General features: G+C 48.5%; 5 protein-coding genes, 3 tRNA genes and 3 rRNA genes. 10 read left to right on the top strand and 1 reads right to left on the bottom strand.

Annotation, left to right across the window (positions count from 1 at the left end):
- Positions 1–23 precede the first annotated feature (23 nt).
- From F1644_RS15560 to F1644_RS15595, 8 genes are all read left to right on the top strand, one after another.
- A complete protein-coding gene (locus F1644_RS15560) occupies positions 24–455 on the top strand; it encodes a hypothetical protein (protein ID WP_118305329.1) in 432 nt (143 codons plus the stop codon).
- Between the two features lie 908 nt (positions 456–1,363).
- Positions 1,364–2,888 (top strand): 16S ribosomal RNA (locus tag F1644_RS15565).
- An 81-nt stretch (positions 2,889–2,969) separates the two neighbouring features.
- Positions 2,970–3,043: transfer RNA gene (locus tag F1644_RS15570), tRNA-Ile, on the top strand.
- Between the two features lie 106 nt (positions 3,044–3,149).
- Positions 3,150–3,223 (top strand) — tRNA-Ala (locus tag F1644_RS15575).
- 139 nt (positions 3,224–3,362) lie between these two features.
- Positions 3,363–6,249: ribosomal RNA gene (locus F1644_RS15580) — 23S ribosomal RNA — on the top strand.
- A 142-nt stretch (positions 6,250–6,391) separates the two neighbouring features.
- A 5S ribosomal RNA gene (gene rrf / locus F1644_RS15585) occupies positions 6,392–6,502 on the top strand.
- Together the 16S, 23S and 5S rRNA genes with 3 tRNA genes alongside form the textbook arrangement of a ribosomal RNA operon.
- A 37-nt stretch (positions 6,503–6,539) precedes the next feature.
- Positions 6,540–6,613, top strand: a tRNA-Met gene (locus F1644_RS15590).
- A 208-nt stretch (positions 6,614–6,821) separates the two neighbouring features.
- Positions 6,822–7,967, top strand: coding sequence for an IS256 family transposase (locus F1644_RS15595; RefSeq protein ID WP_273493712.1), 1,146 nt, complete (start codon positions 6,822–6,824; stop codon positions 7,965–7,967).
- A 65-nt stretch (positions 7,968–8,032) separates the two neighbouring features.
- Here F1644_RS15595 and F1644_RS15600 read toward each other — a convergent pair whose 3' ends face one another.
- Complete coding sequence (locus tag F1644_RS15600; protein ID WP_027201863.1) at positions 8,033–8,806, bottom strand: DeoR/GlpR family DNA-binding transcription regulator; 774 nt, start codon at positions 8,804–8,806, stop codon at positions 8,033–8,035.
- A gap of 315 nt (positions 8,807–9,121) precedes the next feature.
- On the opposite strand from F1644_RS15600, the gene F1644_RS15605 reads away from it, so the two are divergent.
- A complete protein-coding gene (locus F1644_RS15605; protein ID WP_087420679.1) occupies positions 9,122–10,699 on the top strand; it encodes a glycerol-3-phosphate dehydrogenase/oxidase in 1,578 nt (525 codons plus the stop codon).
- A gap of 103 nt (positions 10,700–10,802) precedes the next feature.
- A complete protein-coding gene (gene glpT / locus F1644_RS15610) occupies positions 10,803–12,152 on the top strand; it encodes a glycerol-3-phosphate transporter (RefSeq protein ID WP_087420680.1) in 1,350 nt (449 codons plus the stop codon).
- The last annotated feature ends 18 nt before the right edge of the window (positions 12,153–12,170 follow it).

The following is a 12,170-nucleotide window of genomic DNA, read 5'->3' on the forward strand; positions in this document are numbered from 1 at the left end:
ATTTAAAATTTAGAATTGAAGTTATGAAGAACGTCATATTATTACTATTTACCGTTTTAGTACTATCGATGATCGGGTGTCAGGATGTAACCGTGGGGTACTTGCTGACAGAAGATGCGAGTTATAACCCGGACACGCTCGTGGTGAAAACCGTGTTGGATGATGAACTAGGAGAGGAAGATTATTATCGTTCGAAGTGGGGGGCTCCTTGGGTAAGTACCCCGATAGAAGGGGTGGAAGGAACAATTGCGATTTATGTATCAATAAAAAATATAACTTCAACTTCGGGTGATCCCGAGAAATTGTGGAAAGTCCTTTCCGTGCGTGGGGATGGGACGTTTGAAATACCGTTATATCACGATGTTCCTGCTGGGCGTTACGTGATCTCGTTGAATTTTAGGAACGAAGGGTATTCCAAAGATGTGAACGATTGTTTCACGATAATCGTGAAATAGCAAATATTCGTGGTGCGTTTACAAAGTTGCCCGGGGAGAGGGACTGTAGCCAACCGGTTTCTCTTCCCGGACTCTTTTTTCTCCCTCACTTGTCCGGTGTTTCTCCGGAGTTTGCTACCCCTTGGACTATGGCAAGGTCCCGGAAACTACAGTTTCCGGACACGTCATGAACTCCGGGGAGTGTTCATGGTATGTAGATGGTATGTAGATGGTATGTAGATGGTATGTTCATGCCCTAGTGGATCCCCGGCCTAACCCTAGAGTGAGGGTTGCGAGGTGGTCCATTTCCCGTAGTTTTCCCGTTGAAGAGAGGGAGAAGGCAGGGTTCAAAGACGTATCACATTCGAATCAAAGACGTTTCAAAGGCGTTCGGGAGTGTCCTTGAAGCGTGCCTGTCCGGGTATTGAAGGGGGTTTACCCCGTTTCCTCCCGCTTCCCGGGTTGGTTCTAGCCTGGCTCTTCTCGTTCTAAAAGTCTGGATTCCAGTGTCGATTAAAAAAGTTTGAAAAAAAGTGGTTGAAAAGTTTGGAAAAGGGTAAATGTTTACCTTATCTTTGCACCCGCTAAAACGGGACAGGGGAGGATGAAAGAGGGAGTCGAGTTCACGTGGAGGCGGCGTTCTGGTGGTGTTGATGACGATCTTTGACGACGGGAAGTCCCTTAAACGAGGCCCTCGAAAAAAAGTTTGAAAAAACTTCGAAAAAGATTTGGAAGGAAAGATAAAAACGCCTTATCTTTGCATCCGCTTTCGCTCCTGAAAAAGCGAGGGCGATGAAAATGACAAGAAGAGTTCTTTAACAATATTGACGTGAAAATAAACAACGTAGCGAGCGTGAATCGAAATCGACGGTAGTCGAGATTCATGAAACACATGACCCGGCCAGAACAAAATTTCTGTAAATAACTTTACCATGAAGAGTTTGATCCTGGCTCAGGATGAACGCTAGCGACAGGCTTAACACATGCAAGTCGAGGGGCAGCGGGGAGTAGCAATACTTCGCCGGCGACCGGCGCACGGGTGAGTAACACGTGTGCAACCAACCCCGTACCGGGAGATAACCCGCGGAAACGTGGACTAACATCCCATAACACTGTATCATCGCATGGTGATGCATTTAAAATTCCGGTGGTACGGGACGGGCACGCGCGACATTAGGTAGTTGGCGGGGTAACGGCCCACCAAGCCGACGATGTCTAGGGGTTCTGAGAGGAAGGTCCCCCACACTGGAACTGAGACACGGTCCAGACTCCTACGGGAGGCAGCAGTGAGGAATATTGGTCAATGGGCGAGAGCCTGAACCAGCCAAGTCGCGTGAGGGAAGAATGGTCTATGGCCTGTAAACCTCTTTTGCCAGGGAAGAATAAATTGCACGCGTGCGATCTTGCCAGTACCTGACGAATAAGCATCGGCTAACTCCGTGCCAGCAGCCGCGGTAATACGGGGGATGCGAGCGTTATCCGGATTTATTGGGTTTAAAGGGCGCGTAGGCGGGACGCCAAGTCAGCGGTAAAAGACTGCAGCTAAACTGTAGCACGCCGTTGAAACTGGCGACCTCGAGACGAGACGAGGGAGGCGGAACAAGTGAAGTAGCGGTGAAATGCTTAGATATCACTTGGAACCCCGATAGCGAAGGCAGCTTCCCAGGCTTGATCTGACGCTGATGCGCGAGAGCGTGGGTAGCGAACAGGATTAGATACCCTGGTAGTCCACGCCGTAAACGATGCTCACTGGATCTTGGCGATACACTGCCAGGGTTCAAGCGAAAGTATTAAGTGAGCCACCTGGGGAGTACGTCGGCAACGATGAAACTCAAAGGAATTGACGGGGGCCCGCACAAGCGGAGGAACATGTGGTTTAATTCGATGATACGCGAGGAACCTTACCCGGGTTTAAATGTGGAGTGCATGAGCTGGAAACAGTTCTTTCCCTCGGGACTCTTCACAAGGTGCTGCATGGTTGTCGTCAGCTCGTGCCGTGAGGTGTCGGGTTAAGTCCCATAACGAGCGCAACCCCTATCGCCAGTTGCCAGCGGCTGAGGCCGGGCACTCTGTCGAGACTGCCACCGTAAGGTGCGAGGAAGGCGGGGATGACGTCAAATCAGCACGGCCCTTACACCCGGGGCGACACACGTGTTACAATGGCCGGTACAGAGGGCAGCCACGGGGTGACCCGGAGCGAATCTCTAAAGCCGGTCGTAGTTCGGACTGGAGTCTGCAACCCGACTCCACGAAGTTGGATTCGCTAGTAATCGCGCATCAGCCATGGCGCGGTGAATACGTTCCCGGGCCTTGTACACACCGCCCGTCAAGCCATGGAAGCCGGGAGTACCTGAAGATCGTGACCGCGAGGAACGGGCTAGGGTAATACCGGTAACTGGGGCTAAGTCGTAACAAGGTAGCCGTACCGGAAGGTGCGGCTGGAACACCTCCTTTCTGGAGCAGGAGCTCATGTGGCTCGCTACACGTTTCACGTTTTTTTCACGCTAGATGATTGCCCGATAGCGGGTTAACCATAGTCTCTTAGCTCAGTTGGTTAGAGCGCTACACTGATAATGTAGAGGTCCGCGGTTCAACTCCGCGAGGGACTACGAGCGAGAAGTTAAAAGTTAAAAGGTAAAAACTAAAAGTTTACCCGGCTCGAACTTCCGCGATGCTTGAAACTTTTAACTTTTAGTTTTAAGTTTTCAGTTTACCGGGGGATTAGCTCAGTTGGCTAGAGCGCCTGATTTGCATTCAGGAGGTCAAGGGTTCGACTCCCTTATTCTCCACGTATAAAGTTCTTTGACATGCTGGAACGTTAATGGATCATTTGATCCACGAAGTAAAAATGTAGTAGAATAACACAGAGCCGTCCCTGTAGTGATACACGGGACAAGGTAAAATTATTAAAAAACACGACGCTAACGAACGTGAACAACCAAGGGCGCGCGGTGGATGCCTAGGCTCTCGGAGGCGATGAAGGACGCGATAAGCCGCGATAGGCCACGGCGAGGTGCAAGTAACCCTTGACCCGTGGATTTCCGAATGGGGCAACCCGGCCGTCTAGATGACGGTCATGCAGTAATGCAGGCGAACGCGGGGAACTGAAACATCTCATTACCCGCAGGAGAAGAAAACAACATGTGATTCCCCCAGTAGTGGCGAGCGAACGGGGAAGAGCCCAAACCGTTGCCGTTTCGGCGACAGCGGGGTCATGGGACCGCGACATTCGACGGAAGACGAAGTGCAATTACCTGGAAAGGTAAGCCGTGGAGGGTGACAGCCCCGTGCACGACACCTCTTTCGAAGATAGCGGAATCCCGAGTAGGGCGGGACACGAGAAATCCTGTCTGAATTCGCCAGGACCGCCTGGCAAGGCTAAATACTCCCGAGAGACCGATAGTGAACCAGTACCGCGAGGGAAAGGTGAAAAGTACCCCGAGCAGGGGGGTGAAATAGACCCTGAACCCGCGCGCCTACAAGCGGTCGGAGCCATGAAATATGGTGACGGCGTGCCTTTTGCATAATGAGCCTACGAGTTAGTCGTCACCAGCGAGGTTAAGGGCTTCAGGCCCGTTAGCCGAAGTGAAAGCGAGCCTTAACAGGGCGTCGAGTTGGTGGCGCTAGACGCGAAACCTTGTGATCTACCCACGAGCAGGTTGAAGTCGCGGTAACACGTGATGGAGGACCGAACCGGTAAACGTTGAAAAGTTTTCGGATGACTCGCGGGTAGGGGTGAAAGGCCAATCAAACTGGGAAATAGCTCGTACTCTCCGAAATGCATTTCGGTGCAGCCTGTGATGTTCTGTTCCAGAGGTAGAGCTACTGGTTGGACGCGAGGGCTTCACCGCCTATCAAATCCGGATAAACTCCGAATGCTGGAACACGAAATCATGGAGTGAGCCCGCGGGTGCTAAGGTCCGCGGACGAGAGGGAAAGAACCCGGACCACCGGCTAAGGTCCCGGATGGACAGTTAAGTTGATCAAACGAGGTGGGATCGCGGAGACAGCTAGGATGTTGGCTTGGAAGCAGCCATTCATTTAAAGAGTGCGTAACAGCTCACTAGTCGAGCGATCCCGCGTGGATAATACACGGGCATCAAACTGTCAACCGAAGCCGTGGGGTTAGTTAATGACTGACCGGTAGGAGAGCATTCCTGCCAGCTTAGAAGGTCACCCGCGAGAGTGACTGGAGCGGCATGAAAAGCAAATGTAGGCATAAGTAACGATAATGGGGGCGAGAACCCCCCACGCCGCAAGACCAAGGATTCCCCGGCAATGTCAATCAGCCGGGGGTCAGCCGGCCTCTAAGGCTCACCCGAAGGGGGATGCCGACGAGAAACGGGTTAACATTCCCGTGCTTCTCGTCACCGTGACGCGGTGACGGGGTGATGAATGGACCGCGCGCTGACGGAATAGCGCGTTGAAGGCCGTACCCTGTGACGGTGGTAGTCAAGCACGCCACCGGAGGCGAAAGTCGATAGTACCTCGAGGCCTCGGCCGAGGGGATAGCGTCCAGGCAATTTACCCCCTAGAAAACCCGCTAAACTTCAAGTGACGAGGAACCGTACTGTAAACGGACACACGTGGTCGGGTAGAACATACCAAGGCGCTCGAGTGATTCATGGTCAAGGAACTAGGCAAAATAGTCCTGTAACTTCGGGAAAAAGGACGCTCTAGTGATAGAGCCGCAGAGTAATGGCCCAGGCGACTGTTTACCAAAAACACATGGCTATGCCAAATCGAAAGATGACGTATATGGCCTGACACCTGCCCGGTGCCGGAAGGTTAAGAGGAGAGCTCATCCGAAAGGAGAAGGTTTGAATTGAAGCCCCGGTAAACGGCGGCCGTAACTATAACGGTCCTAAGGTAGCGAAATTCCTTGTCGGGTAAGTTCCGACCTGCACGAATGGTGTAACGATCTGGGCACTGTCTCGACCATGAGCTCGGTGAAATTGTAGTTCCGGTGAAGATGCCGGGTACCCGCGACGGGACGGAAAGACCCCGTGAACCTTTACTGCAGCTTCGCGTTGTTCCCGGGCACGGGACGTGTAGGATAGGTCGGAGGCTACGAGTCGGTTTCGCCAGGAATCGAGGAGCCATCGTTGAAATACGACCCTTCTCTTGTCTGGGATCTAACCCTTTGTATAGGGGACACCGCGTGGTGGGTAGTTTGACTGGGGTGGTCGCCTCCAAAAGCGTAACGGAGGCTTCCAAAGGTACCCTCGGGTTGGTTGGTAATCAACCGTAGAGTGCAATGGCACAAGGGTGCTTGACCGGGAGACCAACAAGTCGATCGGGTGCGAAAGCAGGGCATAGTGATCCGGTGATCCCGCGTGGAAGGGTCATCGCTCAAAGGATAAAAGGTACTCCGGGGATAACAGGCTGATCGCCCCCAAGAGCTCATATCGACGGGGCGGTTTGGCACCTCGATGTCGGCTCGTCACATCCTGGGGCTGGAGAAGGTCCCAAGGGTTCGGCTGTTCGCCGATTAAAGTGGCACGCGAGCTGGGTTCAGAACGTCGTGAGACAGTTCGGTCCCTATCTGTCGTGGGCGCTGGAGATTCGAGAGGTCCTGACTCTAGTACGAGAGGACCGGGTTGGACGCGCCGCTAGTGAACCTGTTATGACGCCAGTCGTACGGCAGGGTAGCCACGCGCGGACGGGATAAGCGCTGAAAGCATCTAAGCGCGAAGCCTGCCTCGAGATGAGATCTCCTTACAGGGTCGTCGTAGACGACGACGTTGATAGGCCACAGGTGTAAAGCCGGTGACGGCAAAGCCGAGTGGTACTAATCACCCGAAAGTTGACGTTCGGTGGGTGAGATGATTCAGTTAACGTTCCAAGCGATTGTCAATCAAGGTGATTGGCGGTCGATAGAAAAGCATGAATAAATGAACTTTAAAGATATTGTCACGAGAAGCCGGAGGGCTCGATGAAGTGACTGGAAAACATTAAAAGGTGTCTATAGCGACGGTGATCCACCTCTTCCCATTCCGAACAGAGAAGTTAAGCCCGTTAGCGCCGATGGTACTGCCCTTGGGTGGGAGAGTAGGTCGATGCCGAATTTTCAAAATCGCTGGAATTTGTTTCAGCGATTTTTATGGCGAGGTAGCTCAGCTGGTTAGAGCGCATGATTCATAATCATGAGGTCTCCGGTTCAATCCCGGATCTCGCTACAAAATGAAACCCATTGAGAAATCAATGGGTTTTTTATTTGAATCAAATTAATATTTTTATTGATAGTGTTTCAAAAAGTGTGTAAATTCCGAATTGATTATTTTTGTAATGCAATTTTCAAAAATGAATAATTATGATAGTGTTTCAAAAAGTGTGTAAATTCCGAATTGATTATTTTTGTAATGCAATTTTCAAAAATGAATAATTATGGAATTTACACATGAACAAATCTCGGAAATAATTTCCGAAATCACAAACGGTGAACTAGGTTTACAAGGCTTGGTTAAACAAGGTTTAGAGAGTTTAATGTTATCGGAACGTGATCTTCATAACGAGACACGTGGTGACGTGAGTAACGGTTTTCGTGGTCGTCGAGTATGTCATGGCGGTAAGGTCTTCGAACTTCGGGTCCCGCGTAGTCGTAACAACCATTTTTACCCGATGTTACTGGGGGTGCTAAAAGACCAGGAAGAAGAGGCTCAAAAGCTAGTGAGTAGCCTTTATTGCAGCGGTTTAACCACGGAACAGGTGGGTAAAATTTACGAGCAATTTTACGGCAAACATTACAGTAAAAGCCAGGTTAGCCGCTTGTTGAACACGGCCCGCGAGGATGTAAATGCCTGGCTAGGTCGTGAACTGGATAATCGTTACCCGATAATTTACATCGATGCCACCTATGTCCTCACCCGTCGTGATGATTCCGTTTCCAACGAGGCTTACTACACGGTTTTGGGGGTGAAAGAAGACCGAACCCGCGAGGTGCTGGCCGTGGTGAATTTCCCCACGGAAAGTGCCACGAACTGGAAGGACGTGTTTGAAGACCTCAAGGAAAGAGGCGTGGCCGTGATTGATCTCCTGGTGTGTGATGGATTGCCCGGTATTGAAAACGTGCTGGCAGAAACCTTTCCAAAAGCAGATTTACAATTATGTACCGTGCACCTGAAGAGGAATATAGCTGGGAAAGTCAAGCCCAGGGACAAGAAACAGGTCATGGAAGAACTCAAGCAGGTTTGCGCTCCCGACCAGTGGGAGATCTCCCCGGAAAAGGCTTTCGAAAAATTTAAAGAGTTTATTGCCAGGTGGCAGAAAAGTTATCCCGTTTTGAAAAGATATTGCCACGACAGGTACAGGTTCTATTTCACCTACTTCAAGTACGAGAGGGAAATCAGGGGGATGATTTACACCACAAACTGGATCGAAAGGCTGAACAGGGATTACAAGAGGGTCATCAACATGAGGGGCGCCATGCCAAACCCCCAAGCCGTTATTCTCCTAATGGGAACGGTAGCCCAAAATGCAGATATTTATAAATATCCTATTTATAATTTTTTAGAATCAAGATTATTTTATTGAACTATTTATAATTTTGCAGTCATGAGAAAAGAAGGAATTTACACACTTTTTGAAACACTATCTTTTTATTCGGCAACAGTTACCTCGATACCGCGTTCACGCAATCCTTCGAGAGTTTTACTAGGTACATATTTATCCGTGATGATGTGATCAACGGCATCCAGATCGCATATTTTTCCGAAACCTCTACGTCCGAATTTAGAAGAGTCAGCCAGAACGACTACTTTTTGTGCTGCTTGTATCATTACTTGATTTAAATTAGCTTCCATCATGTTCGTGGTCGTTAAACCGTAGTCTAGGTCTATTCCGTCAACTCCCATGAAGAGTTTACTACAAGAAAAGTTTTCCAGCATTTTTTCTGCATAATTTCCAACGACAGAGACAGAACTATTCCGTACGAAACCTCCGAGTTGTATTATATCTATGTTCTTGTTACGAGCTAGAATATTTGTAACGTTGATGGCTGCAGCGATTACCGTGAGGTGGCCTTGAGGCACGATCTCCCGGGCCAACGCATGCATTGTTGTTCCGGATGCAATGAGAATAGAGTCGTCTGCGGTAATTAGACTTGCAGCATATCTACCTATCAGTCGTTTTTCTTCGGGATAGGACTTTTCTTTCTCGTTTACATGGCGATCATTGATATAAGGGTTGATTAAAATGGCACTACCGTGTGTGCGATAGAGCATTTCCTTTTCCTCAAGTAAGGTAAGATCCTTGCGAATCGTTACAGAAGATACTTTTAATTGGTTGGCGAGATCAACAACTGAAACGGAACCTTGTTGGCGTAATGTTTCTAATATGTAGTTGTGCCTTTCACTTAGAGATAATGTTTTCATTTTGTTTCGATAATCATATTTCCACCACTGCAAATATACATCTGTTTTATTGAATATTACTTATCAAGTGTTGTAATTAATTTTAAACTGGGGAAATATATTTCTTAAAAAATAGAAACTTTTGCTCTGAGTTTCCGTAAATTAAGATCAATACCAAAGAAAGAGATGGCACTACTCGTAACGAGAAATGAGCCATGGAGACCAATAACAAAGAACGAAATTTAGGAAAACGAAGTTTCAGTTCGTAAGTATATGGTATGCTTGCGGAACGTTATTGGAATTTTATAGATTGTTGAATACATAAATAATTGTGTTATGAACCGAAAAGATATGTTGAATAAACTTCAGGAACCTGAGAAAGTATGGGATATGGTTGTGGTTGGAGGGGGAGCTACGGGTTTAGGAGTGGCGGTTGACGCCGCAACAAGAGGATATAGCGTTGTCCTCTTAGAAATGGCAGATTTTGCCAAGAGTACTTCCAGTCGGAGTACGAAATTGGTACACGGTGGTGTACGTTATCTTCAAAAAGGCGATGTCGCTTTAGTATTAGAAGCATTAAGGGAGAGAGGGCGAATGAAGGCTAATGCCCCGCATCTCGTGAAGGATCAAGCTTTTGTAATATCGAATTATACATACTGGGATAATTTCCTGTATTTCTGCGGGCTTACGCTTTATGATCTGTTGTCTTTTGGTTTCGGGTACGGGAGAAGCCGTTTTATTTCCCCCAAGAAGGTGATGGAGTATTTACCGACATCGGTGAAAAAAGGATTGAAGGGAGGTATTGTTTATCATGACGGGCAGTTTGATGATTCGCGGATGGCAATTAATTTGGCCCAGACCAGTGCGGATAATGGGGGTGTGATACTTAACAAAGCGAAGGTTTCCGGGATTGTGCATGACCAGAACGGGAAGGTTGCCGGGGTGAAGTTCGTGGATATGGAGTCCGGAAAAGAGATGCAGTTGAAGGCGAAGAGTGTGATCAATGCCTGTGGAATTCTCGTGGATGACCTGATGGCGATGGATTCTCCTGGACATAGTAAGATGGTGACACCGAGCCAAGGAGTACATCTGGTGTTAGATATGAAGTTTTTGCAGAGTGATTACGCGATCATGGTGCCAAAGACGAGTGATGGACGGGTGTTGTTTGCCGTACCTTGGCACAATAAAGTTGTTGTGGGAACGACGGATATTATGCGTCCGGTTCCGGAAATAGAGCCGAAACCGTTGAAGGAAGAAATTGATTTTATTCTGAAAACGGCTTCTTTATACATGGACCCGGCCCCGACGTATGCTGATATTGAATCCGTGTTTGCGGGGCAACGGCCGTTGGCAGCCCCGAAACACGAGGGAAAGAGTACGAAAGAACTTTCCCGCGGACACAAGATTATAGTTTCCGATAATAATTTAATCACGATCACGGGAGGTAAATGGACTTCTTATCGTTTGATGGCCGAAGATACGGTGGATAAAGCGATTGCCATGAAACTGGTGGATGCCAGACCCTGCGTGACGAAAAAATTCCATATACACGGGTACCGGAAGAACCCGAACCTGAAAGATCACATGTACGTTTATGGTAGTGATCAGGATGCGATTATGAAGTTGATCGCTGAAAATCCGGAATACGGAAAGAAACTGTCAGATAAATATGATTATACCGTAGCCGAAGTTGTTTGGGCAGTTCGGGAGGAGATGGCCAGAGAGGTAGAGGATGTTCTTGCACGGAGGGTTCGATTGTTGTTTGTTGATGCGAGAGAGGCGATTAAGGCAGCCCCGCTGGTGGCAGAAGTGATGGCGAAAGAACTTGGGAAGGATCAGGCATGGATTGATGAAGAAGTGAAGGAGTTCACTGAACTGGCAGAAAATTACATCGCGGCTAAGATCATGTTTTGATCTTAGCCCGGTGTATTTCATCCGGAAAGAGCCGCGAGTAGTAATGGAAACGTTTACGATAATCAGATTGGAATCAATATAATATTTATTAAAAATTAATATCATGTGGAGTTTTCTGAAGCCTGAGCCTCACAAACCCTTGTTGCCTAAAGAGAAAATTGACCCCACGTACAAGAAGTTACGTTTACAGGTCTTTTTAGGTATATTTATAGGGTATGCGGGGTATTATTTAGTACGTAAGAATTTTACTCTGGCAATGCCCTATTTGCAGGAGTTGGGATTTGACAAGGGAGATTTAGGGGTGGCTCTTTCGGCTAATGCTATTGCTTACGGGATATCGAAGTTTTTGATGGGAGGGGTTTCCGACCGGAGTAGTGCCCGTAAGTTTTTGCCGTTGGGACTGGTGTTATCGGCACTCGTGACGTTGTTTTTGGGAACAAGTGCAGGAGTCTCTTCAATCGTGGTCATGTTTATTACCCAGTTTTTGATTGGTTGGTTCCAGGGGATGGGCTGGCCACCTAGCGGCCGGGTGATGACGCACTGGTTTTCCTTGAAGGAGCGGGGGACTAAAATGTCAATTTGGAACGTGGCCCATAATGTGGGAGGTAGTTTGGTCGGGATCATGTTTTCCGTGGGGTTGGTGTGGTTCGGTTCCTGGCAATCTGCCACGTTTATTTTTCCGGCTGTTGTGGCCTTGGTGGTTGCCGTGATCGCGTTTATTCTGATCCGGGATACGCCGCAATCGTGTGGTCTGCCGCCGATCGAGGAATATCGTAATGATTATCCGAAAAATTACAGTGCGAAGTCGGAGGAAGAGCTGACGGCAAAAGAGATCTTTTTCAAATATGTTTTGAATAACAAGATATTATGGTATATCGCTATCGCTAATGCTTTTATCTACTTGGTAAGATACGGGGTGCTTGACTGGGCGCCGACTTACCTGAAGGATGTGAAAGGTTACGATAGCGGGGCGGTGGGCTGGATTTATTCAGCTTACGAGATCGCGGCCATTCCCGGTACGATTATCTGCGGTATCGTGAGTGACTACGTGTTCAAGGGACGACGGGCGATCACGACGATGATTTACATGGTGCTGGTGGCCTTGTTCGTGTTTATTTACTGGCAGACGGAACATAATCTGGTGATGGATAGTATATGCCTGATCGCTATCGGGTTCTTGATTTACGGGCCGGTGATGTTGATCGGGGTACACGCCTTGGATTTGGCGCCCAAAAAAGCGGCGGGAACGGCTGCCGGACTGACCGGCTTTTTCGGTTATTTCTTTGGAACGGCTTTGTTAGCAAATATCATGTTGGGGTACGTGGTGGATCACCTCGGATGGGACTGGAGTTTCATTATCCTGTTGGGAGCCTGCGCTCTGGCATTCATTTTTACGGCATTTACAGTAAGAGAAGAACAATATCTGGTAAAAGAGAGTACTAACAAACATTAAACGCTCTAAAATTCAAAA

This window comes from Butyricimonas paravirosa (assembly GCF_032878955.1).
Lineage (GTDB): Bacteria > Bacteroidota > Bacteroidia > Bacteroidales > Marinifilaceae > Butyricimonas > Butyricimonas paravirosa.

Excerpts from the sequence above, each read along its gene's own strand:
- F1644_RS15560 (WP_118305329.1), top strand. The coding sequence starts at position 24 with ATGAAGAACGTCATATTATTACTATTTACCGTTTTAGTACTATCGATG.
- F1644_RS15595 (WP_273493712.1), top strand. The coding sequence starts at position 6,822 with ATGGAATTTACACATGAACAAATCTCGGAAATAATTTCCGAAATCACA.
- F1644_RS15600 (WP_027201863.1), bottom strand. The coding sequence starts at position 8,806 with ATGAAAACATTATCTCTAAGTGAAAGGCACAACTACATATTAGAAACA.
- F1644_RS15605 (WP_087420679.1), top strand. The coding sequence starts at position 9,122 with ATGAACCGAAAAGATATGTTGAATAAACTTCAGGAACCTGAGAAAGTA.
- glpT (WP_087420680.1), top strand. The coding sequence starts at position 10,803 with ATGTGGAGTTTTCTGAAGCCTGAGCCTCACAAACCCTTGTTGCCTAAA.